This window comes from Vibrio sp. 1F279 (assembly GCF_041439815.1).
In the GTDB taxonomy this organism is placed as follows: Bacteria; Pseudomonadota; Gammaproteobacteria; order Enterobacterales; family Vibrionaceae; genus Vibrio; species Vibrio tasmaniensis_A.
Window position 1 is genome coordinate 13,632 of sequence record NZ_JBGOOU010000031.1, and the last position, 26,297, is coordinate 39,928.

The 26,297-nt window shown below is 43.5% G+C and carries 22 protein-coding genes and 1 other RNA gene; 16 read left to right on the forward strand and 7 right to left on the reverse strand.

Features of this window, described 5'->3' with window-relative positions; genetic code table 11:
* The first annotated feature begins 29 nt into the window (after window positions 1-29).
* From ACED60_RS19325 to ACED60_RS19345, 5 genes are all read left to right on the forward strand, one after another.
* Window positions 30-1,112, forward strand: a complete 1,083-nt coding sequence (locus ACED60_RS19325; RefSeq protein WP_371728253.1) for an anti-phage-associated DUF3780 domain-containing protein — start codon at window positions 30-32, stop codon at window positions 1,110-1,112.
* A 98-nt stretch (window positions 1,113-1,210) separates the two neighbouring features.
* The gene (locus tag ACED60_RS19330) at window positions 1,211-4,237 is read left to right on the forward strand and encodes an anti-phage-associated DUF1156 domain-containing protein (RefSeq protein ID WP_371728254.1); all 3,027 of its coding nucleotides are present in this window, start codon (window positions 1,211-1,213) and stop codon (window positions 4,235-4,237) included.
* Between the two features lie 43 nt (window positions 4,238-4,280).
* On the forward strand, window positions 4,281-5,240 hold the full coding sequence (locus ACED60_RS19335) for a phospholipase D-like domain-containing protein (RefSeq protein WP_371728255.1): 960 nt from the start codon (window positions 4,281-4,283) through the stop codon (window positions 5,238-5,240).
* Complete coding sequence (locus tag ACED60_RS19340) at window positions 5,213-7,027, forward strand: helicase-related protein (protein ID WP_371728256.1); 1,815 nt, start codon at window positions 5,213-5,215, stop codon at window positions 7,025-7,027. Before ACED60_RS19335 ends, ACED60_RS19340 begins: the two co-directional genes overlap by 28 nt.
* Complete coding sequence (locus ACED60_RS19345; RefSeq protein ID WP_371728257.1) at window positions 7,024-7,893, forward strand: restriction endonuclease; 870 nt, start codon at window positions 7,024-7,026, stop codon at window positions 7,891-7,893. Before ACED60_RS19340 ends, ACED60_RS19345 begins: the two co-directional genes overlap by 4 nt.
* 53 nt (window positions 7,894-7,946) lie before the next feature.
* On the opposite strand, the gene ACED60_RS19350 is transcribed toward ACED60_RS19345, so the two are convergent.
* The 3 genes from ACED60_RS19350 to smpB all read right to left on the reverse strand — a co-directional run bounded on the left by ACED60_RS19350 (window position 7,947) and on the right by smpB (window position 10,272).
* Entirely contained in the window at window positions 7,947-9,188 is a 1,242-nt protein-coding gene (locus ACED60_RS19350; RefSeq protein WP_371728258.1) for an integrase domain-containing protein, read from the reverse strand.
* Window positions 9,189-9,353: 165 nt separating this feature from the next.
* Window positions 9,354-9,720, reverse strand: a transfer-messenger RNA (tmRNA) gene (ssrA, locus tag ACED60_RS19355).
* A 66-nt stretch (window positions 9,721-9,786) separates the two neighbouring features.
* Window positions 9,787-10,272, reverse strand: coding sequence for an SsrA-binding protein SmpB (gene smpB / locus ACED60_RS19360; RefSeq protein WP_004735156.1), 486 nt, complete (start codon window positions 10,270-10,272; stop codon window positions 9,787-9,789).
* Window positions 10,273-10,391: 119 nt separating this feature from the next.
* On the opposite strand from smpB, the gene ACED60_RS19365 reads away from it, so the two are divergent.
* A complete protein-coding gene (locus ACED60_RS19365; RefSeq protein WP_004735157.1) occupies window positions 10,392-10,820 on the forward strand; it encodes an SRPBCC family protein in 429 nt (142 codons plus the stop codon).
* A gap of 3 nt (window positions 10,821-10,823) precedes the next feature.
* Window positions 10,824-11,135 (forward strand): RnfH family protein, encoded by a 312-nt coding sequence (locus ACED60_RS19370; RefSeq protein WP_009848325.1) that lies wholly within the window; start codon window positions 10,824-10,826, stop codon window positions 11,133-11,135.
* Window positions 11,136-11,334: 199 nt separating this feature from the next.
* On the opposite strand, the gene bamE is transcribed toward ACED60_RS19370, so the two are convergent.
* The 3 genes from bamE to nadK form a co-directional block, all read right to left on the reverse strand.
* Window positions 11,335-11,694: an outer membrane protein assembly factor BamE gene (bamE, locus tag ACED60_RS19375; RefSeq protein ID WP_009848326.1), complete on the reverse strand. Its 360-nt coding sequence runs from the start codon at window positions 11,692-11,694 to the stop codon at window positions 11,335-11,337.
* Between the two features lie 167 nt (window positions 11,695-11,861).
* Entirely contained in the window at window positions 11,862-13,526 is a 1,665-nt protein-coding gene (gene recN, locus ACED60_RS19380) for a DNA repair protein RecN (RefSeq protein ID WP_371728259.1), read from the reverse strand.
* Between the two features lie 294 nt (window positions 13,527-13,820).
* Window positions 13,821-14,705, reverse strand: coding sequence for an NAD(+) kinase (gene nadK, locus ACED60_RS19385; RefSeq protein WP_009848328.1), 885 nt, complete (start codon window positions 14,703-14,705; stop codon window positions 13,821-13,823).
* Between the two features lie 143 nt (window positions 14,706-14,848).
* Between nadK and grpE the strand changes: the two genes are divergently transcribed.
* The 4 genes from grpE to dnaJ all read left to right on the forward strand — a co-directional run bounded on the left by grpE (window position 14,849) and on the right by dnaJ (window position 20,774).
* The gene (gene grpE / locus ACED60_RS19390; protein WP_009848329.1) at window positions 14,849-15,430 is read left to right on the forward strand and encodes a nucleotide exchange factor GrpE; all 582 of its coding nucleotides are present in this window, start codon (window positions 14,849-14,851) and stop codon (window positions 15,428-15,430) included.
* A 388-nt stretch (window positions 15,431-15,818) separates the two neighbouring features.
* Window positions 15,819-17,093, forward strand: a complete 1,275-nt coding sequence (locus ACED60_RS19395; protein WP_009848330.1) for a dicarboxylate/amino acid:cation symporter — start codon at window positions 15,819-15,821, stop codon at window positions 17,091-17,093.
* 337 nt (window positions 17,094-17,430) lie between these two features.
* Window positions 17,431-19,344 (forward strand): molecular chaperone DnaK, encoded by a 1,914-nt coding sequence (gene dnaK, locus ACED60_RS19400; RefSeq protein ID WP_009848331.1) that lies wholly within the window; start codon window positions 17,431-17,433, stop codon window positions 19,342-19,344.
* A gap of 284 nt (window positions 19,345-19,628) precedes the next feature.
* Window positions 19,629-20,774: a molecular chaperone DnaJ gene (dnaJ, locus tag ACED60_RS19405; RefSeq protein ID WP_371728260.1), complete on the forward strand. Its 1,146-nt coding sequence runs from the start codon at window positions 19,629-19,631 to the stop codon at window positions 20,772-20,774.
* 216 nt (window positions 20,775-20,990) lie between these two features.
* On the opposite strand, the gene ACED60_RS19410 is transcribed toward dnaJ, so the two are convergent.
* Window positions 20,991-21,473: a type IV pilin protein gene (locus tag ACED60_RS19410; RefSeq protein WP_017103931.1), complete on the reverse strand. Its 483-nt coding sequence runs from the start codon at window positions 21,471-21,473 to the stop codon at window positions 20,991-20,993.
* A gap of 51 nt (window positions 21,474-21,524) precedes the next feature.
* On the opposite strand from ACED60_RS19410, the gene ACED60_RS19415 reads away from it, so the two are divergent.
* The 5 genes from ACED60_RS19415 to ACED60_RS19435 all read left to right on the forward strand — a co-directional run bounded on the left by ACED60_RS19415 (window position 21,525) and on the right by ACED60_RS19435 (window position 26,250).
* On the forward strand, window positions 21,525-22,031 hold the full coding sequence (locus ACED60_RS19415; protein WP_017098042.1) for a GspH/FimT family pseudopilin: 507 nt from the start codon (window positions 21,525-21,527) through the stop codon (window positions 22,029-22,031).
* Window positions 22,012-22,644, forward strand: coding sequence for a PilW family protein (locus ACED60_RS19420; protein ID WP_371728261.1), 633 nt, complete (start codon window positions 22,012-22,014; stop codon window positions 22,642-22,644). The genes ACED60_RS19415 and ACED60_RS19420 overlap by 20 nt, the downstream gene beginning before the upstream one ends.
* The gene (locus ACED60_RS19425; protein WP_017098040.1) at window positions 22,641-23,951 is read left to right on the forward strand and encodes a hypothetical protein; all 1,311 of its coding nucleotides are present in this window, start codon (window positions 22,641-22,643) and stop codon (window positions 23,949-23,951) included. The genes ACED60_RS19420 and ACED60_RS19425 overlap by 4 nt, the downstream gene beginning before the upstream one ends.
* Window positions 23,941-24,390 carry a prepilin-type N-terminal cleavage/methylation domain-containing protein gene (locus ACED60_RS19430; RefSeq protein ID WP_371703286.1) on the forward strand — a complete coding sequence of 150 codons (450 nt, stop codon included), beginning with the start codon at window positions 23,941-23,943 and terminating at the stop codon, window positions 24,388-24,390. Before ACED60_RS19425 ends, ACED60_RS19430 begins: the two co-directional genes overlap by 11 nt.
* Before the next feature lie 297 nt (window positions 24,391-24,687).
* A complete protein-coding gene (locus ACED60_RS19435) occupies window positions 24,688-26,250 on the forward strand; it encodes an AbgT family transporter (protein ID WP_012603342.1) in 1,563 nt (520 codons plus the stop codon).
* The last annotated feature ends 47 nt before the right edge of the window (window positions 26,251-26,297 follow it).

Sequence of the window (26,297 nt, forward strand, 5' to 3'; positions counted from 1 at the left end):
ATAAAGTAAACAGTGATGAGGATAAATAGATGTCAAAGGTAACAGCAAAACAAAATGCGCCTAAGTATTCGACGCTTGGTTTTGGGGTACCAGCATCCAGCGATCCTCATCACTTTAAAGTTATCATTCCAAAAGCGAATAGCGGCAAAGTAGAAATTAGTGAGCACCTGGGCATGCAAGCGCAGAGCGAACAGCTCTCGGTCGTTGAGCGTGTGGTCCTAGACCGTCCTTGTTGGTCCGCAATACGTGCAGAGGTGCAGCGAGCGTTTAATGCTCGATTGAAAAGCTATGATCTAAAGCCAAGCTCTTGGACAGTCGGTGAGAATGTTGTCGATCGTTTGCTAGGTAAAGAGCTTTGTGTACTTGCCTGGGCTATAGAGAGTATGGAGGTTGACAATATCTCTGTCGCTGTTCGTAACTGGTTAGCACTTCGCCCTGAAGAGCGCTGGTGGTTATTTGGTATGACAGCAATGAGCACAGGCCATAAGGATGACCGTGATGTAGGTTGGCGTATTGCGCTACGCCACGCCCTTGGTGACATAGTACAAACGGAGCTGACGGAAAAAAACAACCAGGTTCGTGAAGTATCACCAAGTTACTCATTGCCTCAAGCTGATAGTGGGGCTAACTCGCTGCCATCTAATGAAGAATTACTGAAGGCTAATGAAAATATAAGTGAGTTGCCAGCTAGCAATGCAAATCCAATACTCCTAAACGAGGAAACTCCATTGCCTGTTACTGAACCTAAAGAAGAGAGTTCATTAGCGGAGGATGTGCTATTCCTATTTGAAGCCAAAAAAGCTAAAGCTGGTGGTCACCCAGTTGGTGACATGAGTAAGCCCGAATTTGTTGTCGGAAAAGGTTCGACGGCAAACGTAGTTGTTGCGAAGTCGTTACGACCTGCTATTCGAGAACTACGACAGAAGCTATTAGATGAAGGTGTTCTGGTGGTGGATGGAGAGGTTTACTCCTTTACATGTGAGTACACGTTTAAAAGCCCAAGTTTGGCTGCTTGTGTGATTGCAGGTAATCCTCGCAGTGGCATGGATGCATGGCGGGATTTAAAAGGACGCAGCCTTAAAGAGTTAGGATACGGTAAAAAAACTAAATAATTTTGCAATGGGGCGGTGAGATGGCTTTGCCCCAAAATGCACCGAAATAAATATAGAGCGATTTTTTAATATATCGCTCTTTTTGGAGATAAAATTAAATGGCACAACTAACGCCTTTTGCATTAAAAGACGCCCCGGCGTTAATTGAGGCAGCTTTTCCCGCACAAAAAGTTTCTTTTGAAGCTCAACAAGAAAGGACATCAGTACAAAGTCAAACTTTGACTGGTCTAGGCTCTTACTGGAAGGGACGTAAGCCATTAATACTGGTCAAAAGTATAATACTCGGTTCATTACTACCAAAAACCGGTGACAGTGAGAAAGACCTAGAAATTTATGAAATGTTAATGGCTTTTGATTCCGAGAGTATAGCCAAAAGAGCTGTTGCTTTGGGCGCAATCAAACCAGTCGACCTTATCTCTTCTATTGACATACATAATCCTTGGGACTATTTCAGCCACAATATCAAACAAGATGATAATAGATTCAGTGACGTTGAGGCATTAAAAGCACCTTTCGATAGTCATGCTTTGGGATTGAAAGTTAGGTGGCGTAGAGATATTGGTGATGATGAAAAAGTTCCTCTGTTTAAAGACTACCTGCAGAGGTTTGATACATATGAGGAAAAAACGTCGTTATGCAAGCGCCCAGAAGAATGCGACCAAAACTGGTTATCTAGTCACGTTTGGGCAGAAACAAACTTGTATTTCTCAGATCTTGGTATTTCAGCAAATAGTTTGGAAGAACTAGTTGAACAACTTGGAGTTCTTCGGTTTGGGAGCAAGCCTTCAGTCGGTGATGTTTTTTCTGGTGGTGGTTCTATTCCATTTGAAGCCGCTAGAGTAGGCTGCAACGCATTTGCTAGCGATTTAAATCCAGTTGCTTGCATGTTGACCTGGGGAACGACCAATATAATTGGAGCCGAACCAGAAAAAAGACAAATAATTGATGCTGCGCAGCAAGAGCTTGTTGACTTAGTTGAGAAGGAGATAGAGCGACTTGAGTTAGAAGTTGACGAGGAAGGAAATAGGGCAAAAGCTTTTCTATGCTGTCTCGAAACAAAATGTCCAGAAACCGGTTGGGTAGTCCCCCTTATACCTAGCTTAGTGGTCTCAAAAACTCGTAGCGCTATAGCTAAGCTTAGGCCTGATTTTCAGGCGAAAAGAATTGAAGTAGACATTATTTCTGGAGTTTCTAAAGAAGAGCTTAAGCAAGCAGAAAAAGGTACAGTTCAAAGCGGTAATCTTGTATACGAGCTTGAAAACAAAATTTATCGAACCCCAATTAAAACTTTAAGAGGGGATCAAAAAACTCGAAATGGGGTCACGCAAAATAGTTTAAGACGTTGGTCAAAAAGTGATTTCAAACCTGATTTTGATGATGTTTTTAATGAGCGGATATATGCAATTCAATGGATTGCAAAGGATACAGTAGATCTTGGTAGACAGGTTACATACTTTTCATCTGTAAGGCCTTGTGATTTAGAAACAGAAGCGAAAGTTGAAGCTATTGTTCATGAGAATATAGAAAGCTGGCATGAAACCGGTTTAATTCCGGATATGGAAATTGAAGCGGGGGATGAAACCGCTCGGCTAGCTAGAGAGCGAGGTTGGACTTATTGGCATCACTTGTTTTCTCCAAGGCAGTTACTTATTGCTGCAATCGTTAAAAAGAATATTTTATCGATGCCTGATTCAGTACAACCAGCACTCTACCTTTCTTTAGCTAAGATGCTTGATTGGTCTAGCAAACTTTGTCGCTATGGTACTGGTGCGGCTAGAGAGTCAATAGCACAAACTTTTTATAACCAAGCTTTCAATACTAATTTTGCATATGGAGTGCGTTCGTTTGTTACTGGAAGAAACTATCTGTTCCTGACTAAATCTAGCAGTGAAACTGCTGGTGAATTAGAAGTTAAGAATACACAGGCAACGGATCTAATCAGTAACTGTGAATATTGGATTACTGATCCACCTTACGCTGATGCTGTTAGTTACCATGAAATTTCAGAGTTCTTCATCGCTTGGTTGAGAAAAAATCCACCAAAACCTTTTGATGAATGGACTTGGGATTCAAGGCGAGCCTTTGCAATTAAAGGTTCGGGTGATGATTTCCGTAAAGGTATGGTTGGTGCATATAAGACAATGGCAGATCACATGCCAGATAATGGGATGCAATGCGTGATGTTCACTCACCAAGATACCGGTGTGTGGTCAGATATGATTGGCATATTCTGGGCTGCTGGACTTCAAGTCGTAGGGGCATGGTATATTGCAACTGAGACAAGTACGGAATTAAAGAAAGGTGGTTATGTTCAAGGTACTGTGATTTTGATGCTACGTAAACGTCCAGTAGGTGAAAACTCCGGTTTCAAACAACGCTTATTACCTGCAGTTCGAGCTGAAGTGAAAAATCAGATCGAAACGATGATGCATCTTAATGATGAAGTGAAAGATAAGATGGGCGAGCCAGTCTTTAATGATTCTGACTTACAGATGGCAGGTTATGCCGCCGCGTTAAAAGTGCTTACATCTTATACCCACATTGGTGGTGAAGACGTAACAGCATTTGCACTACGTCCCCGCACTAAGGGTGAAGTAACCGTAGTTGATGAAATCGTCCAACAAGCGGCAGAGGCTGCAAATGGCCTTCTAGTGCCTGAAGGGTTAAGCGCTGATACTTGGCAGAAGCTAAGTGGTATTCAACGTTTTTACTTAAGAATGATGGATATTGAAACCACTGGAGCTGGCAAGCTAGACAACTATCAAAACTTTGCTAAAGCATTCCGTGTTGAAGACTACACTCGTGTAATGGGAAGCATGGCTGCCAACAAAGCACAATTGAAACGAATCCCAGAGTTTGAATCTCGTGACTTAACAGAAAGCAACGAGATTGGTTCAACATGGTTAGGGCAGTTAATTATAGGCTTACAGCAACTATCAGCTGAAGCAGAGCCGCAAACCGTGATTAGTCACTTCCAGGAAGAATTACCTGACTTTATGGAAATTCGACCAGTCTTGATTGATATGCTGAAGTTCGTTGAAAACAAAGCTCCGGAGCAAACCACCCGTGATGTCGCGGAAGTGCTGGGTGCTCGTTTACGCAATATGCGTGCGTTAGGAAACTAAGCGATAGATGATGAATTACTCATGGTGTGAGGGGAAATAATACATGGCGATCAGACGGTTTTCTTCGCGAACCCATCGACTTGATAGTAGCTTTTTACTTGAACATCTGAAAGGAGCCCGCAGCTACAAGCGCATTGCTGGGTACTTTACCAGTTCTTTGTTTGAAGTTGCTCATGAGCTCATGGAGGCGATCCCCGATGTGAAAATTGTCTGTAACGTGGATATTCATCCTGACGACTTGAAAGTAGCTCAGCTTCGAGAATCTAAGATGATTGGTCGCTGGAATGAGCAGGACATAGAAACAGAAGCTTTGCTTAATCGTGACCGTTATCGAAGGCTTGATAGCTTTTTAGCTAAGCACGGGCAAGTCATTCGTGTAGCACCTGACAGTGTGTGTGGATTTTTGCATGGTAAAGCCGGTGTCATCGAGTGTGCAGATGGCCGAAAGCTGGGCTTTATGGGGTCCATGAATGAAACAAGTAGTGGTTGGCAAAGGCACTATGAGATCCTTTGGGAGGATGATTCTCCTGAGGGGGTCGCATGGATAGAAGAAGAGTTTGAATACTTGTGGAACGCCGCTCGTCAGCTACCCGATGCAGTAATACGTGAGGTTAGGCGCCGTGGATATCGTCGTGAAATCGTATTTGATGAGATAGACGATGAAGATGACGTAGCACCAGCTGCATTGATTGAATCACCACTCTATCGTCAAGGGTTTTCATTAAGGCCCTGGCAACAAGGTTTTGTTACCGAGTGTATTCGTCATTATCGTAATCATGGAATTGTACGCTTGCTTATTGCGGATGAGGTTGGTCTAGGTAAAACTTTATCAATGGCAACAGCCGCATTGAGCCTTTGCCTTCTTAGTGATAAAGAAAATAAAAAGCGTAAACCTGTTATTATTTTTGCGCCAGCTACACTTTGTGAGCAGTGGCAAACAGAAATGATCGACAAGCTAGGTATACCTTGTGCCAGATGGCATACACAAAAAAAGCTTGGATAGATTCAGATGAGCGGGTTATCTCACCTTCTGGACAAGAGTTTATCGCCAAGTGCCCTTTGCGTATTGGTATCGTCTCTACTGGGTTGATGATGCAAGAGTCTTTAGAGAAACAGCATCTATTGGGTTTAAGGTTTGGACTTACCATTCTTGATGAAGCCCATAAAGCGCGAAGCAGACAAGGGTTTGGAAAGGAAGCGGGTACGCCTAATAATTTACTTGCTTTTATGCGTGATATTGCTGTGCGTTCTGATCATGTGATCTTGGGTACGGCGACACCCATTCAAACTCGTTCAGAAGACCTTTGGGACCTTATGGGCATATTGCATCAAGGAGAAGGCAACTTTGTACTAGGAAATGATCTAGCCAAGTGGCATCGTCCAAAAGATGTACTACCTATTTTGTCTGGTGAGCAGCATGTAAGCTCGCCTAGTTTTGCATGGGAGCTGTTACGTTCACCGCTCCCGATGGTTGATTCTAGCAACGAAAAGCATTCGCGGAAGCTGATTCGCTCCATTCGCGAAGATCTTGAGCTATTAAACGATAGAAAGTCGGACATTAGAAATGCACTAACTGATTTATCTGCGGACTCTAGGGACTACCTAGAAGACGAGCTAGATCGTGATATTGCTGGAGCAAGTTTTTTCCAACGAGAGAACCCTTTCGTTCGTCATATCGTTTTACGTAAACGTGTGACATTAGAGGAGGCAAATCTACTCCCTCGTATTGGTGTTCACGTTCACCCAGATAGGCAATTAGCTAAAGAAGAGCATAAGTTTGGTAGCTTGTTTACGAGTAAGGCGCTAATTACTAGTGAAGAGTTTCGCCAAGCTTACACAGAAGCTCGAAATTTTGGCAAAGCGCTTTCGCAAAGCGGTAAAGGTGGTGGTTTCATGAAAAACCTCATGGAGCAGCGTATTTGTTCAAGCATTGTTGCTGGGTTAAAAACAGCCAAAATGCTGCTAGAGGGGCGAACCGTTCGAGAGGAAAGCGATGAGCAATTGATTGAACTAAAAGCGGAAAGCCCAGAAGAAGTAGCGGTTCTTGAACGGATGATTGCCAGTTTAGAAAGTGTTGATGAAGATCCGAAACTACGTGCTGTACTGCATTACTTAGAACAGGAGGACTGGCTCATGCATGGGGTTATTATTTTCAGTCAGTACTACGACACAGCAAAATGGGTTGCGGACTCTTTAGCGGAGCGGTATCCAAATCAAGCAGTAGGGTTATATGCTGGTGCAGGGCGAAGTCGTCTCTACCAAAAAGGTGATAGCGTAAATATTGAGCGTGAGACCTTAAAGAAAATGGTATCAGAACATCAATTAGAAATAATGGTTGCCACAGATGCAGCCTGTGAAGGCTTGAATCTACAAACTTTAGGCACACTTATAAATGTTGATCTCCCTTGGAATCCAACCAAGCTGGAGCAAAGAATAGGTCGGATCAAGCGTTTTGGACAAGTTCGAGAGCAGGTGGACATGCTAAATTTGGTCAATGAACAGACGGTTGATGAAAAGGTGTATGACAAGCTCTCTGAGCGAATGCAGGATCGTTACAACTTGTTTGGTGCATTGCCAGATACGATTAAAGATGAGTGGATAGAAGATATTGAGTCGATGGGCGAAAAAATGGACGAGTACATTGACGCGCAAAAGAAAGCCAATGGCTTTGATCTTCGTTACACGAGCACTATGGAGCCTTCGGATAAAGATTGGCGAGATTGCTCTAATGTCTTGTCCAGAAGAGATTTTAGTGAACTCATGACTTCAGGCTGGAGTGATACAAAATGAGCAGTGTTCAGATGGTCACCTACGATCAACTGATGCTACCGTTAATGAAGGCTCTGGTAAGTTTAGGTGGTTCAGCTAGCATTGATGAAATGTATGAAGAAGTTGTCGAACAGGAAAATTTCAACGAAGAAATCATCACCATATTACATAATCCGGAAAAGAGTAGTCAGACAGAAATAGGCTACCGACTTGCATGGGCACGTACCTATCTAAAGAAAGCAGGCTATCTTGAAAATTCTACTCGTGGTGTCTGGGCGCTCACTGACAAAGCTAGACTGTCAGACCAAATCGATAGCCGTACAGTCGTTAACTACGTTCGCTCTTTAGATAAAAAGATAAAAAAGGTGCCCCAAGATCCAACTGACCCAGCAACTGCTATCGATGATTCCCCAGAAGAAACACTTGCTTGGCGAGAGCGACTTCATCAAATCTTGATTGAAGAAATGAGTCCCGACGCATTTGAACGTCTGACACAGCGACTGTTACGTGAATCCGGCTTTGTTCATGTCGAGGTTACTGGCCGTACTGGTGACGGCGGAATAGATGGGAAAGGAATCGCACGTATAAACGGTTTAATGAGCTTTCATATTGCATTCCAATGTAAGAAATATAAAGGGTCTGTCGGCTCTCCAGAAATTAGGGATTTTCGAGGTGCAATAGTTGGACGTGCTGATCGTGGTATGTTTATAACGACGGGGAGTTTCACAAAAGCAGCAATTGAGGAAGCCAATCGAGATGGCGCATCACCAATCGATCTTGTGGATGGCGACCAGTTAGCAGATAAGCTGAAAGAATTAACTCTTGGAGTTAAGACTGAGCTTGTTGAAAAGGTAACTGTTGATCCGCAATGGTTTTTGAATATATAGATTAGACCAACTAGAAAATTAATTTCAATTGGCCTATCGAATACAACAGTTGTTTACCCAATGACTTTTAAACTTTTAGTACCCGTTACAGAGAGGCTGCCTTTGGCGGCCTCTGTTATATGCCCGCTCCACCAGCTCATCATTGGCTTGCGTCGCTCAAGGTAATCGGTACGGTTGTATGCGCTGCGAACTTGGTTATCGTCGACGTGGGCTAGTGCTGCTTCAATTAAATCAGCTTCGAAACCTTGTTCGTTAAGCGTTGTACTTGCAAGTGAGCGCAAGCCATGACTAACAAGTCTTCCCGCAAAGCCCATGCGCTTAAGTGCCATATTCGCTGTTTGGCTGTTACATGGTTTCTTAGGATCTCGATCAGAGGGAAACACGAACTCTCTATGTCCACTGATAGGTTTTATCACTTCAAGTAATTCAAGCATCTGCTCCGTTAGCGGAATGCGATGATCTCTTCTTTTTTTCATACGTTCTGCGGGAATAGTCCAAACTTTTTCATCCAAGTCAATTTCGCACCAACGAGCTCCAGAAGCTTCGCTAGGGCGTGTCATGGTATAAAGCTGCCATTCAATTAAACAGCGGGTAGTGCGCTTTATACTAGCATTAGCAATAGCTCTCATTAACTCTGGTAATTCAGTTGGTTTGAGAGCGGCCATATTTTCTTTTTTTGGCTTTTTAAAAGCAGCACGAATACCAGTTAGGGGATTGGCTTTTATGAGTCCACAGTTCGCTGCATAGTTCATGACTTCATTTAGACGTTGCGATAATCGCTTAACCGTTTCTAAACTTCCTTTCGCTTCAATGGGTTTTAGAAGGTCGATAATTAAGGGAGCATCGATATCTTTTACTGGGATAGTTGCGATAGATGGAAAAGCATGAAGCTCTAAAGAGCGCCAGATATCAACGGCATAGTCAGGGGTAACGGAGTCTTTTTTTATTTCGAACCATTTTTGTGCAACGTTAATGAAAGTATGTTCGTGAACAGCTTTGTGTTCATGTTGCTGTCGCTTTCTATCTTCTTGAGGATCGACTCCTTGTGCGATCAGCTCTTTTGCTTCCATTATGCTTTTACGTGCATTAGCAAGAGAAAGGTCAGGGTATTTACCCAAGCTTAGATTTGCTCGTTTACCATTTGTTGGTCTGTAGTAGTTCAATAACCAGTGTTTTGAACCATTGGGCTTAATTCGTAAACGTAAGCCATCGCCATCAAAAAGGTTGTATTCTTTATCACCTGGTTTAGATGCTTTGATCTCTTTGTCTGATAGTCTAGTTGTCGTTTTAGCCATAATGGGTACACCAAATTAGGGAACTAAAACTAGTGTACCCTTCTGTGTACCCATAATGCAAAGAAGCTGTGGGATGCTATGGAATCTTATAATACGCTAAGTTGTTGATTTTGCATTATTGCAGGCACAAAAAAAGACGTCCTGGGACGTCTTTAAATGTTGAATTGGTGGAGCTGGCGGGAGTTGAACCCGCGTCCAAAAATCATTCATCATTGGTACTACATGCTTAGTCGATCTTTAATTTCACCAGCAACCTGCGAACCGACACGCTAGTTAAAGGCTAACCTGAATTGTTATTCGCGCTTTTCCTCTCAGGTGGGAGAATCCGCGCTAGCTAGTTTGGGTTTGATCTCTTATTGGTCCCCGTCTTACGAGCGGAAGCTAGGGTAAGAGAGCTCTGAGCAGGTTATTAAGCTGCTAGTGCGTAGTTTTCGTCGTTTGCGACTATTTTTTTGCGGCTTTTAACGTGGCCAACCGCCCCACGGCATGCACCTCAGACTTCAAAATTCCTGTCGAATCCTAAATCAGCCCCAAGTGTTATTTGCATAGTACCAGAAAAGCTTTGCCTGTCTAGCACTGTGCGTTTAAGTGCTTAAAATTAACGCAAATTACTCTTCATAATTCGTGCTTTATCTCTCGCCCAATCTTTTTCTTTCATATCAGTACGTTTATCGTGCAGCTTTTTACCTTTCGCTACGCCAACTTTAATCTTCGCCCAAGAGCGAGACCAGTAAAGCGCGGTTGCGACAAGTGTCATGCCTTCACGGTTAATACGACCGATAAGGTTGTCGAGTTCTTTTCTCGACATTAGTAGTTTACGGATGCGTGTTGGGTTCGCCACGATATGAGTACTCGCTTGAGTGAGCGGAGTGATCGTCATACCACTGATGAATGCTTCGCCGTCTCTGATGTAGACGTAGCTTTCTGCGATATTGGTTTTGCCTTCACGTAGGGATTTTACTTCCCAGCCTTGTAGCTCAAGCCCCGCTTCTATCTCATCATCGATGAAATATTCGTGGCGAGCTTTCTTATTAAGCGCAATGGTATTACTACCGGCTTTTGATTTTGATTTATTCTTTGCCATAATGGCCTCATTATACGGATTGCACCCTAGTTGGGGAATCCTTTTTATTTGCGCTCTGGCCCAATACAATTAAAATTGCAGTTTGTGTTAATGTAACGCTGTCTTTAACAGGAGTCTATATGCCAAAGGTTACTCGTTCAGCATTAGTGTCGTTTAGTGCCGACCAGATGTTCAGCTTGGTCAATGATGTTGCTCGTTATCACGAGTTTTTGCCAGGGTGTTCTGGTTCACGTGTGATCGAATCTTCAGATTCAACTATGGTAGCTTCAGTTGATGTCTCTAAAGCGGGTATCAGCAAAACATTTACCACATCGAACCGCTTAGCGGATGGCGCTGAGATCTTGATGGAGCTGGTGGACGGCCCGTTTAAAAAGCTGCAGGGTGGTTGGTATTTTACTCCGCTCGATGAGCAAGCGTGTAAGGTTGAGCTTAAGTTAGAGTTTGAATTCTCTAGCCGAATGATTGAAATGGCATTTGGTAAGGTTTTCAATGAGCTGACGAGTAATATGGTCAGTGCTTTTACTCAACGCGCGAAACAGGTCTACTAAGCCATGACTATTGAATCGGATATGATCCACGTAGAGGTTGTGTTTGCACTTCCGCATGAACAGCGTGTGTTTACTTTAGTAGTAAACAAGCACGCGACCGTTGAAGAGATCATTGCGCAGTCTGGCGTTTTGGAATTGTACCCAGAGATCGACTTAGCAAAAAACAAGGTTGGCGTATTCAGCCGCAACGTTAAGCTAGATGCGACGGTTCGCGATAAAGATCGTATCGAAATCTACCGAGCACTGTTAGCCGATCCAAAAGAGATCCGCCGTAAGCGTGCTGAGCAAGCGAAAGCAGCCGCAGCTAAATCGTAGTGCTAAAAAAATTCGACTAAGAAGAGAGCTCGCAATGTTGGCGAGCTTTTTTGTGCCTGTTGGTTAGACACGCAGCTAATTTGTTAGCAGATATTAAAAAGCCTGCTCATGTGAGCAGGCTTTTGCGATTCATACCTTGTCGACTGATAGTTTTGTCGACTGGAAAGCTTTATCAGCTGAGAGCTTTGTTGACTGAAAGCTAGCGAAGGCTTTCGAAGAACTCATCACTGGCTTCAAAATCACCATTGATCGTTACTAGAGTGCCAGTGGCATCAAAGTTCACGACAAGGTTTTTCTGGATAGGGTCGTTATGGCCTTTTTGGTGGTGGTAAATGTAGTACCACGTATCTGGGTAGCCATTTTCGATAAGCATAGGTGAGCCCATAACGTAACGAACTTGTGTTTTTGTCATGCCAAACTTGAGCTGATCGACAGCTTCTTGTTCAACATAGTTACCCTGATTGATGTCAATTCGATAAACCAACTTCTCTAGTAGAGAGCAACCGGTCAACATTGTTAGTGCAAGTGGAACTGCAACTAACCACTTTTTAATTCGCATAGTTTGAGATCTTTCTTCGCTAAAATACTGCCTGATAATAAACAAGCTCCAGCAAGAAGTAAAAAGCTCCTTGCGCTTTGAGCTTGTTATGACTGGCAATTTTGAATTAAGTTGCAAAATTGCCAAGAATTTTCGGTAAATTATCAGAAAGTTGCTGAATATGTAACCTATGCAGCGATTAATAACTCTTTTGCATTGGCAAGCGTCGATTCGGTAATTTGGCTGCCACCAAGCAGTCGAGCAAGCTCTGAAACGCGTTGTTGTTCATCAAGCGTGTGCATTTGAGTCTCGGTTTTACCTGATTTCGTGTTCTTTGCAACGAACAGTTGTTGATGTCCACAACCTGCCACTTGAGGTAAGTGCGTTACACACATAACTTGCGTAGATTCGCCCAGCTTACGTAGCATTTTTCCGACAACCGCAGCGGTTGGTCCACTGATACCCACATCGACTTCATCGAAAATCAGGCTTGGTGTATCCACTTTTTGCGCTGTGATCACCTGAATCGCTAGTGAGATTCGTGATAACTCGCCCCCAGAAGCCACTTTAGCAATGGGCTGCATTGGTTGACCTGGGTTGGTCGAAACAATGAAGGTCACGTTATCCATACCTAATGGAGAAGGGTGTGTGTTGGTGTTGTTTACTTCAATGGCAAACTGCGCTTTTTCCATGCTCAGTTCATGCATGCTTTGCGTGATCAGCTTGTTGAGTTCTTTTGCGTAACGAGTTCGAGATTTATGAAGCTTCTCTGATTTAGCCACGAACGACTGGTATTGGTTTTCTACCTCGTTTGCCAATTCTTCCAATTTTTCATCAGAGCAATCAAGCGCTTCAACTTGTTGTAGTAAGTCTTGATGGTGCTTATACAGTTCTTCAGGTAATACGTGGTGTTTACGAGACATCGACATCACTTTAGAGAAACGCTCCTCAACGTAAGCCATACGACCGGGATCAACATCAATGCTGTCTAGGTATGTTCTTAACTCGTTGTTGGTTTCTTCAATCTGAATAATGGCTTCAGACAATAAGTTTGGTAACTCAGCCAATCTTTCATCTAGCTCCGCTAACTGAATTAAGGAGTTATTGGCCGATTGCAGAATACCAAGCGCATTAACTTCTTCACCTTCATAAATAAGCACGATAGCTTGTTGGCAGGTTGTGGCCAGTTCTCCGCTATTGGAGAGGCGCTTATGCTCTTGTTCGAGGTCTTCATATTCTTCCTCCCCAATAGACAGCTCATTTAACTCTTTGATTTGGTATTCAAGAAGTTGTTTTTGAGCTTGGTTTTGCTGGCTATTTTCACGTAACTCTTTCAAGTGGTTATCGGCTTGTCGCCAGGCTTGGTAAGCATTACGTGTCGATTTCAATAGGTTCAAGTGACCTGCGTATTGATCAAGCATGGCCATTTGGTAATCGCTTTTCATCAACTGATGGTGCGCGTGTTGACCATGAATGTTGATCAACAGCTGTCCAAGCGATTTTAATTGTGAAAGAGGCACGGGACTGCCGTTGATGAATGCGCGAGAACGACCTTCTTTAGAGATGGTTCTGCGTAGGATGCATTCACCGCCATCAAGCAGTTCATTGTCTTCTAACCAGCGGGTAGCATGCAGATTGTTCTCAAGTAAAAAAGCGGCACTGACTTCGGTTTTTTCTTCACCTTGTCGAACCATTCCTGCATCAGATCTTCCTCCAAGACACAAGCCTAAAGCGTCGATAGCGATAGATTTACCCGCACCAGTTTCTCCGGTGATTGTTGTCATGCCTTTAGAGAGTTCTAGCTGTAAAGACTTAACAATAGCGAAATTATTAACACTTAGATGAGCCAGCATTTTTATTTACCTGTATAACTGAACAATACTGTATATAAGCTCAGTATATACTGTTTCTTTATACAGTAAAGTCAGCAGGTGAAAATTTTTTGCGACAGATCTCAGAATTGAGGTTGTTCGTAGATCACTGAAACCGCAGTAGATTCCCAACTCAGTTGTTCCTCCCTGTCGGGAGTGGAGGTATAAGGAATTGCAGAGAAGCGAGAGCCTACGGGCTTTCTATGGGCAATAAAAAAGGCTGACGAATGTCGTCAGCCTTTCAAATTTTCGGTTACCACTGGCGCTTTTATTCTTTTAGAACAACTTACTCGACCAGCCTAGTTTGTTACGCAGAACATGGTAGTAGTTGTAGTCTTTAGGGTGGATCAGCTTGAGTACATTCGGGCTTTGGTAAATGTGGATCTCATCACCAGGAGAAACCGGTAGCGAGATTTGACCATCGCAGCTCACTTCCTGAGTTCCGCGGTTATCAGGCGATACGATCAGCTTGATACGACGTTTTCCATCCACTACCAGTGGGCGGCTTGAAAGGGTGTGTGGGAACATCGGTACTAATGAAATTGCATTTAAACTTGATGACAGGATAGGACCACCACCAGAAAGCGAATAGGCGGTTGAACCTGTCGGTGTTGAGACGATCAAGCCATCAGAACGCTGTGAGAAGGCGAAGCTGTCATCGATATACACTTCGAACTCGATCATATGTGCGACTTGACCGGGGTGAAGTACTGCTTCGTTGAGTGCGGCGTTATGGCTTTTTATTTGGCCATGACGATGAATTTCAGTTTCAAGTAAGAAGCGCTCTTCTTCCATGAATTCACCCTTGAGTACATCAGTAAGCGCACTCTGGAAGTTTTCAGGATTAAGATCGGTAAGGAAACCTAGGTTACCTCGGTTTACGCCAATCACTGAAATATCGAAACGTGACAAGATTCTAGCGGCACCGAGCATATTTCCGTCACCACCCACCACAATGGCGAGATCGGCGCGTTTACCTAATTCAATTAGGCTAGAAAAATGTTCTTGTGGGATATCGTCTAAAATTGTAGCGAGTCTGTCATCCACAAACACTTGATAACCCTCAGTACTTAACCACTGATAGAGCTCTCTATGAGTCTGAATTGCTTGCTGATCTCGAGGTTTACCAATAATGGCGATGACTTCAAATGGCTTTTTCATAACGTTTCCAAACGAATTAGGCTTGAATCAAAATTCTTCATCCCCATAATAAAGGCAAGTTGAACGTCTATGCGAGTGTTTTATATCAATTTGGGGTGCAAACACACCTGTCACTTGCATTGAAAACGAATTCTGGAGAGATCATGAGCAACGAAGAAAACAAAGTAACGGAAGAAGAGCTAGATCAAATCATTGCTGAAGCTGAGAAAGTTGAAGAAGCTGAGCTAAATGAAGAGTCTGTTGATGAGCAAGAAGCAAAAATCGCTCAACTAGAAGCTGCACTACTTTCTAGCGAATCTAAAGTGAAAGAGCAGCAAGATTCTGTTCTTCGCGCAAAAGCTGAAGTTGAAAACATGCGTCGCCGTAGCGAGCAAGAAATTGATAAGGCGCGTAAATTCGCTTTGAACAAGTTTGCTGAAGGTCTACTTCCTGTCATCGACAACCTAGAGCGTGCAATGCAAGCGGCAGATGCTGAAAACGAAGTGGTTAAGCCACTGTTTGAAGGTGTTGAGCTAACGCACAAAACGTTCGTAGACACAGTTGCTAAGTTTGGTCTTAAAGAGATCAACCCTGAAGGTGAAGTGTTCAACCCTGAATTCCACCAAGCGATGTCTATCCAAGAAAGTCCAGATCACGAATCAAACACGGTTATGTTCGTAATGCAAAAAGGTTACGAGTTAAACGGTCGTGTGGTTCGCCCTGCGATGGTTATGGTTGCTAAGTAATGACGTGTTATGCTGCCAAGTGATTGAGTCGCGCATTGACTGAGTAAGTCGCGGCGACAAAATAAATCACTGGTTTACGTAAAATGAAAAGAGAGGCATATGCCTCTCTTTTTTTGTGCCTATAACTTGAGAACCCACGTAAATATTCATCAAAACCGCATTAAGAATGTTGTTCCTTTTATATTACCCAGAACAATGATTTAGAGTTTTATATTATGAAACTGGTTGTTAATGAAGAAATGTTTTGATGTCACACTTGTAATGTTTTTGTAAATAAATGCTTTTAATTGTTATCTTTGTATGTAAAATCCACTGCGATATAGCGATTTAACTCGCATATATAACTATAAAAGTACAAATTTCAAACACAACAAACTGGAGAAGAACGATGGACAAATCGCTCTCAAGTAAGATTTTTGTAGGCTTGTTTGCCGGCCTACTTATTGGTACTGCTATTCAGTACCTATTCAACGGTATTGCAGTATTTGATACTTACCTGCTAGGTCTAGCAGAAGGTGTCGGTGGTATGTTTGTCTCTTTGATCAAACTATTGGTTGTTCCACTGGTATACGTATCTATCGTTTGCGGAATTGTTGAATTGAAAGACATCCGTTCTTTCGGTCGCCTAGGTGGTAAAACTTTTGCTCTTTACATTATCAACACCATCATCGCGATTTCTGCAGCCCTAACTGTTGGCCTTATTTTCCAACCGGGTGCTGGTGCAGATTTAGCCGGAACGATCTCTGAGACAGTTCAACTAACAACAACTGAAACTCCAGATATCTTCTCTCTTGTTGTGAACATCGTTCCTAGCAACCCAGTTCAGGCGTTTGCAAGCGGCGACATGCTACAGATCATCTTCATGGCAATTTTGACTGGTCTTGCTATTCAGGCTCTTGATTCACGTGGCGGTCCAGCGATCAAAACGTTCAAGATGGCTAACGAAATCATGATGAAGCTTATCGGCCTGGTAATGAGCTTGGCACCATTTGGTGTATTCGCTCTGATGATTCAACTAGGTGCGACACTGAACGCCGAGACACTTATGTCTGTAGCGGGCTACGTAGCGCTTGTTGTTGCGATGCTAGTGTTCTGGATTTTCTTCTTCTACCCAATGATGGTTGGTATCGCGACAGGTATTACGCCTAAGCAATTCCTACGTGCAACTCGTGAGCAAATCCTTTTCTCACTATCGACGGCAAGTTCGAACGCGACTATCCCAGTAACAATGCGCACTCTAACTGAAAAACTTGGTGTATCAAGATCTGTGGCAGGCTTCGGTGTACCACTGGGTGCGACAATGAACATGTCTGGTGTCTCTATCTACATCGCACTAGCGACAATGTTCGTAGCAAACGCATTCGGTCAACCAATCAACACGGCTGACATCTTTACTCTGGGTCTAACTATCTTGCTACTGTCTATCGGTGCTGGTGGTGTTCCAGGTGGTGGTGTTGTAATGGTCGGTGTTCTATTGCACCAACTAGGTTTACCACCAGAAGGTCTAGCTATCATTGCTGCGGTAGACCGTATCAACGATATGTTCTGTACTTCTTCTAACGTAGTAGGTGATACAGCGGTTAACACTATCGTTGCTAAGTCTGAAGGCGAAATCGGTGTTGAAACAAACGAAGAAGCTGAGCTAAAGAAAGCAGAAGCGTAATCAGAGATTTTCCTCTATAGATGAAATCTAAGTGGAAAGCCTGAATAGACAAACGGAGCCCAAATGGCTCCGTTTTTTATTGGGTGATAATCCCAGTTACTGGGCTTATGTGAAGGTAATGATATGTATTCGTGTCTAACCATTCCTTTTATCAAAATAAATGTGAAAAAATCCAGTATCCCCCTTGAAAAGGATTCGTGAGCCCTTATCTATGGTGCATACGAAAGCAAATTACATTTGCACTTAAATTTGTGTATTAGGGTTGAATCCCTGATTACTACCCCCCACATAGTGGGTATAGCAAAAAACTAAATAGAATTTATTCGGAGAAAGCCTGATGGGTCGAATCATTGGTATTGATTTAGGTACTACTAACTCTTGTGTTGCTGTTCTTGACGGTGACAAACCACGCGTATTAGAAAATGCTGAAGGCGAACGCACAACAGCATCGGTAATCGCATACACTGAAGGCGAGACGCTAGTTGGTCAACCTGCGAAACGTCAAGCTGTTACTAACCCTCAAAACACGCTATACGCGATTAAGCGTCTAATCGGTCGTCGTTTTGAAGATGAAGAAGTTCAACGCGATATCGAAATCATGCCTTTTAACATTGTTAAAGCTGATAACGGTGATGCATGGGTTGAAGCGCAAGGCCAAAAGATGGCTGCTCCTCAAGTATCTGCTGAAGTTCTTAAGAAAATGAAGAAAACAGCTGAAGACTTCCTAGGCGAAGAAGTAACTGGCGCAGTAGTAACTGTTCCTGCTTACTTCAACGATGCTCAACGTCAAGCAACGAAAGATGCTGGCCGTATCGCTGGTCTAGATGTTAAACGTATCATCAACGAACCTACTGCTGCTGCTCTGGCTTACGGTCTAGACAAGCAAGGTGGTGATCGCACTATCGCTGTATACGACCTTGGTGGTGGTACATTCGATATCTCTATCATCGAAATCGATGAAGTAGAAGGCGAGAAGACTTTCGAAGTTCTTTCAACTAACGGTGATACTCACCTTGGTGGTGAAGATTTCGATAACCGCATGATCAACTACCTAGTAGATGAGTTCAAGAAAGAGCAAGGTATCGACCTTAAAGCTGATCCACTAGCAATGCAGCGTGTTAAAGAAGCAGCAGAAAAAGCGAAAATCGAGCTTTCTTCTACTACTCAAACTGACGTAAACCTACCTTACGTTACTGCAGATGCGACTGGTCCTAAGCACATGAACATCAAAGTGACTCGCGCGAAGCTTGAGTCTCTAGTTGAAGACCTAGTTCAACGTTCTCTTGAGCCACTAAAAGTTGCTCTAGCAGATGCTGACCTATCTGTAGGCGAAATCACTGACGTTATCCTAGTAGGTGGTCAGACTCGTATGCCTATGGTTCAAGCTAAAGTAACTGAATTCTTCGGTAAAGAGCCACGTAAAGACGTGAACCCTGACGAAGCTGTTGCAATGGGTGCTGCTGTTCAAGGTGGTGTACTAGCTGGTGAAGTTAAAGACGTTCTTCTTCTAGACGTTACTCCTCTATCTTTCGGTATCGAAACGATGGGCGGCGTAATGACTAAGCTTATCGAGAAAAACACAACTATCCCTACTAAAGCGGATCAAGTGTTCTCTACAGCTGAAGACAACCAAAGCGCAGTAACTATCCACGTTCTTCAAGGTGAGCGTAAGCAAGCGACTTACAACAAGTCTCTTGGTCAGTTCAACCTAGAAGGTATCCAACCAGCACCACGTGGCATGCCACAAGTTGAAGTAACATTCGACCTAGATGCTGATGGTATCCTGAACGTATCTGCTAAAGATAAAGCGACAGGTAAAGAGCAGAAGATCACTATCCAAGCATCAGGCGGTTTGTCTGAGGAAGAGATCGAAGCAATGGTTCAAGAAGCAGAAGCTAACAAAGAAGCTGACAAGAAATTCGAAGAGCTAGTAACTGCACGTAACCAAGCTGACCAAATGATTCATGGCACTAAGAAGCAAGTAGAAGAAGCTGGTGAAGCTCTACCTGCAGACGAGAAAGCTAAAATCGAAGCAGCTATCGAAGCTCTAGAATCAGTTAAGTCTGGTGACGACAAAGAAGCTATCGACGCTAAAGTTCAAGAACTTATGCAAGCAGCTCAAAAGCTAATGGAAATTGCTCAACAGAAAGCTCAAGCTGAACAAGCTGGTGCTGACGCTGGTGAACAACCTAAGCAAGACGACGATGTGGTAGACGCTGAGTTCGAAGAAGTTAAAGAAGACAAGAAATAATTTCGTTGCAGAGTAGCCTGATTTCGTTGTCGGAAGTGCTTACCTACTAACGTAGGCTCCGCGCTTCCTCCTAGAGCTCAAGCTATCTGCTTAGAAATTTGTCTCAAAGACTTATTATTGCGGGCGTCAGAGGTAACTCTCACGCCCGTAAATTTGTATTTAGACTTGTCGATCTAGATAATAGCTTTATTCGGCGTTTCAGCCGACAGAACTTTTATCTAGATTGATACACAGACTGCTGAAGTGATCATTCGGCAGTAGCAATTATTTTGGTGACCTAGAACATGTCAAAACGTGATTTTTACGAAGTATTAGGCGTAAGCCGCGATGCATCAGAGCGCGATATTAAAAAAGCGTACAAACGCTTAGCGATGAAATTCCACCCAGACCGTAACCAGGGTGATAACAGCGCAGCAGACAAATTTAAAGAAGTAAAAGTAGCGTACGAGATCCTAACCGATGCTCAAAAGAAAGCAGCTTACGACCAATACGGCCACGCAGCTTTTGAACAAGGTGGCATGGGTGGCGGCGGTTACGGCGGCGGTGGCCAAGGTGACTTCGGCGATATCTTCGGTGACGTATTTGGCGATATCTTCGGCGGCGGTCGTCGTGGTGGTGGTCAAGCGCGTGCACAACGTGGTTCTGATTTGCGTTACAACATGGAGCTTTCTCTAGAAGAAGCCGTTCGTGGTGTATCTAAAGAGATTGAAGTACCAACACTTGTTGAATGTGACATTTGTGATGGTAGCGGTGCTAAAGCGGGTTCTTCTGCACAAACGTGTGGTACTTGTCATGGCCACGGCCAGGTACAAATGCGCCAAGGTTTCTTTGCGGTTCAACAGACTTGTCCTACTTGTAATGGTAAAGGCAAGATCATCAAAGACCCATGTAACTCATGTCATGGCCAAGGTCGTAAACAGAAGACGAAAACGCTTAACGTTAAGATCCCAGCAGGTGTTGATACTGGTGATCGCATTCGTCTATCTGGCGAAGGCGAAGCTGGAGAGCACGGCGCTCCAGCTGGCGACTTGTACGTACAAGTACACGTAAAAGAGCACAATATCTTTGAGCGTGACGGCAACAACCTTTACTGCGAAGTGCCAGTAAGCTTCTCTATGGCTGCTTTAGGTGGTGAAGTTGAAGTTCCAACACTCGATGGCCGTGTAAACCTTAAAGTGCCAGAAGAGACACAAACGGGCCGTATGTTCCGTATGCGTGGCAAAGGCGTGAAAGGCGTTCGTGGCGGCGGTGTGGGTGACCTAATCGTTAAACTAGTGGTTGAAACACCGGTTAAGCTAAGCTCTCGTCAAAAAGAACTACTGCGCGAATTTGAAGAAACATGTTGTGGTGAAGCTGCAAGCAAGCACAAGCCAAAATCTGAAGGTTTCTTCAGCGGCGTGAAAAACTTCTTTGATGACCTAACTAAGTAATCAACTGATTAGATAAATAGGTTATTGACACGTTAAGTTGTTGATCTTTAAATTATTGATACTTCAATTTAATGATAAAAGTAGAAAAGCCTGCTCATGTAGCAGGCTTTTTTGTGTCTATAGATTTGTGTTTTTTGATTGGTATAAAAGAAGCTCATAGCAAAAATAATCGAAATTTTTCAGATCACCCCCTAGAGGCTTTAGTGTCTCCTCTTGTTACTTCCAACACGCTTGAGGCTCTGAAACACCTGAGTGATGTAACTCCAGAATATCAGTCGGTGAGTCTAAGCAGTCATCATTTGTCTGTGGTGCGTGTGGTTCTGCTTGAATGGAGTATGAGGTACTGCTAGCCGAAATTGTTAGTGTGTACCTGCTTGTATCGGTATCGCAAAACGAGCACGTCCCTCCCGAAACTATGTTTCCAGCAGCTGTGGCATAATTTCCGGCGTAAGCACTCTCAAGTTCAAGTTGAATTTTTGCCATATCTCCTATCGCTGTCATTCGATGCGATTTTAAAACATGGTTTGTGTAGCTTGGATAAGCTATTGCACTGAGTACTCCTACAATGGCAACAGCGATCAATACTTCGATCAGTGTCATTCCTTTCATACTTAAATTGTTGTTGTTACATCTTTTTATTCGAATCTTCACGAGTAGTTTCCTTTCATAACCCTGTCCATTTTTCTCGGGTGGTAGCATCGGTGCAAGATTAAATATGCTTACGCACCTGATTACATAGGAATTTGGGAAATGACTCGCGGGTTTACTTTATTAGAGCTGTTAATAACGGTGTCGATACTGTCGATATTGGTAGCGACGGCTGCTCCGAGTTTTAGTTCAGTCACCCAAACAGTCAAGATACAGCGCCTTGCTGGGGAGTTGAATGGTTTCTTAGTACAGGCAAAGTCTGAGTCTGTGAAAAGAAATCAAAAACTCTGGGTACATTTCTCGACGGCTAAAAATGAAGAGCAATCTACGGGGGAGTGGACAGTATGGTTGAAGCCTACGGAAGATCTGTCTGGTGATACATTGCTGATGTTGTCGGGAGAACCGTTTCGAGATTTATCGTTTTCTCATAACTATACAGGCTCAAAAATCAGCTTTGAAAGTGTAAGAGGAAGGCCTGCCAGAGGTACGATTTACTTGGCTCCTAAAAGAGCTTCAACCGACCGGCTTTTGATTAAACTATCTAGCCCTCCGGGGCGAATTAAAGTGTGCGGCGAATCAGGCGCTCAGTATGGTTACTATGCTTGCTAAGGCCCGCAGCAGAAGCTTGCGAAAGCAAAAGGGCGCATCTCTCATTGAACTGATGGTCACCTCCGTTATTGGTGTATTCGCGATTGCTATTATCGGCAGCGTATTTATGACGGGGCACAGAATAGCCAAAGACAAAGGCATTGAGCTATTGCTGCTGCAAAACCTTACGAGCACGATGCAGGTAATGAAAGAAGATATTCAACGAGCAGGCTACGATGGTTCAAATGGAGAGTCCCTGAAGCTATTAAATGCCGTTAATACGATTCATGTTAGCGGTGGTGTTGAGGTGGGGTTCGTCTATTTGAAAGAGGGATCAACTGACGGAAAAAATTACAGGAATATCGTGTATAAAAAGGAGGGGACTCGAGTGAAAGTTTGTGAAAAGGGCGTTCTTACTCCAGGGAACATTTTAGCCCATGATCAAGTTACCTCATGCTACTCACTTTTCGACGATAGCATTATTTCCGTCGACGATTTATCAATATCCTCACAAGTGTTGAGCAAAAATGGGGTGAGCACTACGCTCACTGATTTGAATATTGTTGCGTCAATTCCGAGTGCTGGGATCTCTAAAGGCGTCGCTATAACCGTTAAGCAAAGGAATTGGCAATGACCTCGGTAAAGCAGCAAGCTGGAGTAGCTACGTTGTTAATCACATCTGTTTTAGTGTTGAGTGCTTTAATTGTTACTTTGGGCACCTATCGCAGTGTTTTTCATCAAATTAAGGTCGCGCAGAATGAAGTTCAAGTTCGCAAAGCTCATTGGAACGCGGAGGCTGGGTTGGAGTGTGGTTTTACCTATATAGCTGAAAATGATCTCACGGCTATTCCCAATGATTTAATGAATCACTGTCAGCAGTCGAAAGTCCTCACGTTGAAATCAGATAACCTAACACCGAATATATTGGTGTCGAGTGCTCACTATTTATCTCTCAACAAAGAGATAAGTTTTAACAATTCGTCGGGGCTAGGGGCGATGCAAACCAATTCGAGTTTGGAGTTTATTTCTGATCACAATATCGATATTACCCCAGATATTAGTCTTACTGCGGTCGGTGGTATTAACGAATGTGTGTCTGTTCGGTTCTTAGATAGTGTGATCTATAAAAACCAAGGCGGCGGGCGTTTAAAGACAATCACACCTACGGGCGGCCTCCCTCCTTTTCCTACCTTTGAGTCTTGCCAACCGACAACCGATATTAGCCGCAATGCAACCATTGATTCAGTTGGGTCATTGCCTTCAAATGCTTTTCAATCAGATTTCAAATTTGACCCAGCCATCGATACTTTCTCTAATTACTTTGGGGTATCTAAAACGCCAGAAAATATTGACCAGATTAAGCGTGATTATCATGTGATTGACCTCATTGACAGGACTGTATCTCCCCCCAAGCACATTGATTTAGTCAATGGGAAGTATCAAGGTAATAAGTGTAGCCAAGCGATTAATAACGCCTTTACTAGTGGCAAAGATAAGGTGTGGGTGATAGGTGATTGCGTGGTCTATCACCCACCAATTAATGTGGTAGAACCTATCCCCGGTGTTATTACTCCACGTTCATTAGTGATTCAAGATGGCATCGTTGCGAACGGTAATGCAAGTGTGTTTGATGGTTCCTTTTATCACCTAAATGATATGATCATATACGACGAACCAGCCTCACCTGATGTTGATACGGACCTATTGAGCGGCTTATGGGCCAAAGTTCCAAATACGATACCTATCGCCGGCTTAGTGCAGAGCAATTCGGTTTATATTGGATTTGCTTCTTTTTTTCCCAAGGGAGGGATGTTCTTTGATTCAGTAGGCGGGTTATCGACAATTCAAGGTTCGATTAACTTAGATTACACAGGCGAATACAACCCCCATAGTGTTCCTTTGAAAGCCAAATGGAAAAAGGGATCATGGAATGACTTATAAAAATTCAGGTTTTAGCTTGATAGAGGTCCTGATCTCTTTTCTATTGATCGGTATCGCTTCGCTAGGGTTGGTTAAGCTACAGGTCTATGCAGAACAAAAATCGGATTACGCGCTGCACAGTGTAGAAGCGCTTCACTTTGCTGAAAGGCAGATGGAGTATTATCGAACTCGTGTATCGGATGTGGGGGGAGCTGTAGGGTTAATCCTTTTTACGGATCTCAATCAAGCGGACTACTGTCGCAATGCGACAAGTTCGGATCCTTTATCTGGTTTGTCGGGCTCTGGGTATACGATGAGCTGTGAGGTGACAAATGCCAGTGGTGCCTTGTCTCACGCTTTGAAAAACATTACGGTGACTGTTGCATGGCAAGATCGCATGAACCGTGCGCAAAGCATTCGCCTCGAAACTATGCTCTCCAAATACAGTGAATTTGATTGATCTATTAAGCAAACGTTTACTGCATGCCAAGCCCTACGCTTCTCCTTTACTGATAGTTTTCACTCCTCGGACATTGTTTACGTGCCAGTTAAAACTCTGTATATGGAATGGTGTTTTTTGTGTTTTTATATTGTTGCTGTTGTACAGTATTTTTGCAAAATATGTCTCCATTTATGGAAAATGATGTGGAACCTTGTGCTTTTTAACAGCGACTTTAATAGAATATGTGCTGTACCAATAGGCCATGGTCAAAACTTATATTAGGCCTAAACAAACAACATCACATATGGAGTTACCATGAGTAACCAAGCCGTAAAAAAAGCACCATCGACTGAGAAGATCAGTGGTATGGACCGCTTTCTAAACTTCATTGAACGCGCCGGCAACAAAATTCCAGATCCAGCAATTTTGTTCTTCTGGGCTCTAGTTATTGTATGGGTAGCATCTGCACTTTTGTCGAACCTTTCATTCGACCTAATCAACCCTCAAACGGGTGCTGCTCTTGAAGTAAACAACCTACTTACTGGTGAAGCGCTTGCTAGCTTCCTAGCGAATATGGTTACCACGTTCACAGGCTTTGCACCGCTAGGTATCGTACTTGTTGCTATGCTAGGTGTTGGCGTTGCTGACTCTTCAGGCTTCATTACGACTGGCCTTAAGAAGATGCTGAATTTCACGCCAGCTAAGTTGCTAACGCCAATGCTAATCCTTGTTGCTATCGTGTCTCACACAGCAGCAGATGCAGGTTACGTTCTAGTAATCCCTCTTGGCGGTATCATCTTCCACGCTGCGGGTCGTCACCCTCTAGCGGGTATTGCAGCAGCGTTTGCTGGTGTATCAGGTGGTTTCTCAGCGAACTTCATTCCTTCAGGTATTGATCCGCTACTCGCAGGTTTCACTCAAACAGCGGCAAACGTTCTTGACCCTGCATATGTGATCAACCCTCTAGCGAACATCTTCTTTACTGGTTTGTCTTCAATTCTAATTGTGGCAATTGGTTGGTACGTTACAGAGAAAATCATCGAGCCTCGTCTTGCTAATACGCCCGTAGATGAAGATGCAGAACAAGCACCTGATCTAGGTACGTTCACAGCCATTGAATCTAAAGCATTCAAATTCGCTGGTTGGGCAATGGTTGCCGGTATTGGTCTGCTTATCGCGGCTCTAATGCCTGAAAACTCAGCACTTCGTTCACCAGAAGGCGAACTAACGGCGTTCTCAGCACCAGTAATGAAGTCTATCGTTCCTCTGATCTTCATCCTGTTTATTATTCCGGGTATCGTCTACGGCCGTGTAGCGGGTACATTCAAGAATAGTAATGATGTTATCAAAGCAATGTCTGAGACGATGGCAACGATGGGCGCATACATTGTAATGTCGTTCTTCTGTGCTCAGTTCCTATCAGCATTTGCTCAATCAAACATCGGTACTATGCTGGCGCTTTACGGTGCTGAAGGCTTGAAAGCAATGGATCTTCCTGGCGAAGCAACGGTTGTTGGTATGATTCTACTAACGGCTTCAGTTAACCTTCTTGTAGGTTCAGCTTCAGCAAAGTGGGCACTGATTGGTCCTATCTTAGTTCCTATGTTAATGGTTGTGGGTATCTCTCCTGAGCTATCTCAAGCGGCTTACCGTGTAGGCGATTCAGTGTCTAACATCATCTCTCCACTGATGGTGTTCTTCCCACTGGTTGTTGTTTACTGTCAACGTTACGTTAAGTCGACAGGTATCGGTACTCTAGCTTCTCTAATGATGCCATTCTCGATTGCTATGCTAATCGGTTGGTCTATCTTCTTGCTAGGTTACTGGGCTCTTGGTATCCCGCTAGGTATCCAAGCTCCTTACACTTACACAATGTAAGATTGAACTAAGCAAAATTAAGCTTTATTCATTGCTAAGCCCGCACC

What these genes read in the sequence shown, in the direction of transcription:
- ACED60_RS19325 (WP_371728253.1), top strand. Translation starts at nt 30, where the DNA reads ATGTCAAAGGTAACAGCAAAACAAAATGCGCCTAAGTATTCGACGCTT.
- dnaK (WP_009848331.1), top strand. Translation starts at nt 17,431, where the DNA reads ATGGGTCGAATCATTGGTATTGATTTAGGTACTACTAACTCTTGTGTT.
- ACED60_RS19435 (WP_012603342.1), top strand. Translation starts at nt 24,688, where the DNA reads ATGAGTAACCAAGCCGTAAAAAAAGCACCATCGACTGAGAAGATCAGT.
- bamE (WP_009848326.1), bottom strand. Translation starts at nt 11,694, where the DNA reads ATGCGAATTAAAAAGTGGTTAGTTGCAGTTCCACTTGCACTAACAATG.
- ACED60_RS19345 (WP_371728257.1), top strand. Translation starts at nt 7,024, where the DNA reads ATGAGCAGTGTTCAGATGGTCACCTACGATCAACTGATGCTACCGTTA.
- ACED60_RS19420 (WP_371728261.1), top strand. Translation starts at nt 22,012, where the DNA reads ATGGTTACTATGCTTGCTAAGGCCCGCAGCAGAAGCTTGCGAAAGCAA.
- ACED60_RS19335 (WP_371728255.1), top strand. Translation starts at nt 4,281, where the DNA reads ATGGCGATCAGACGGTTTTCTTCGCGAACCCATCGACTTGATAGTAGC.
- ACED60_RS19340 (WP_371728256.1), top strand. Translation starts at nt 5,213, where the DNA reads ATGGCATACACAAAAAAAGCTTGGATAGATTCAGATGAGCGGGTTATC.
- ACED60_RS19365 (WP_004735157.1), top strand. Translation starts at nt 10,392, where the DNA reads ATGCCAAAGGTTACTCGTTCAGCATTAGTGTCGTTTAGTGCCGACCAG.
- recN (WP_371728259.1), bottom strand. Translation starts at nt 13,526, where the DNA reads ATGCTGGCTCATCTAAGTGTTAATAATTTCGCTATTGTTAAGTCTTTA.
- grpE (WP_009848329.1), top strand. Translation starts at nt 14,849, where the DNA reads ATGAGCAACGAAGAAAACAAAGTAACGGAAGAAGAGCTAGATCAAATC.
- ACED60_RS19350 (WP_371728258.1), bottom strand. Translation starts at nt 9,188, where the DNA reads ATGGCTAAAACGACAACTAGACTATCAGACAAAGAGATCAAAGCATCT.
- ACED60_RS19330 (WP_371728254.1), top strand. Translation starts at nt 1,211, where the DNA reads ATGGCACAACTAACGCCTTTTGCATTAAAAGACGCCCCGGCGTTAATT.
- ACED60_RS19425 (WP_017098040.1), top strand. Translation starts at nt 22,641, where the DNA reads ATGACCTCGGTAAAGCAGCAAGCTGGAGTAGCTACGTTGTTAATCACA.
- ACED60_RS19415 (WP_017098042.1), top strand. Translation starts at nt 21,525, where the DNA reads ATGACTCGCGGGTTTACTTTATTAGAGCTGTTAATAACGGTGTCGATA.
- smpB (WP_004735156.1), bottom strand. Translation starts at nt 10,272, where the DNA reads ATGGCAAAGAATAAATCAAAATCAAAAGCCGGTAGTAATACCATTGCG.
- nadK (WP_009848328.1), bottom strand. Translation starts at nt 14,705, where the DNA reads ATGAAAAAGCCATTTGAAGTCATCGCCATTATTGGTAAACCTCGAGAT.
- dnaJ (WP_371728260.1), top strand. Translation starts at nt 19,629, where the DNA reads ATGTCAAAACGTGATTTTTACGAAGTATTAGGCGTAAGCCGCGATGCA.
- ACED60_RS19370 (WP_009848325.1), top strand. Translation starts at nt 10,824, where the DNA reads ATGACTATTGAATCGGATATGATCCACGTAGAGGTTGTGTTTGCACTT.
- ACED60_RS19410 (WP_017103931.1), bottom strand. Translation starts at nt 21,473, where the DNA reads ATGCTACCACCCGAGAAAAATGGACAGGGTTATGAAAGGAAACTACTC.
- ACED60_RS19430 (WP_371703286.1), top strand. Translation starts at nt 23,941, where the DNA reads ATGACTTATAAAAATTCAGGTTTTAGCTTGATAGAGGTCCTGATCTCT.
- ACED60_RS19395 (WP_009848330.1), top strand. Translation starts at nt 15,819, where the DNA reads ATGGACAAATCGCTCTCAAGTAAGATTTTTGTAGGCTTGTTTGCCGGC.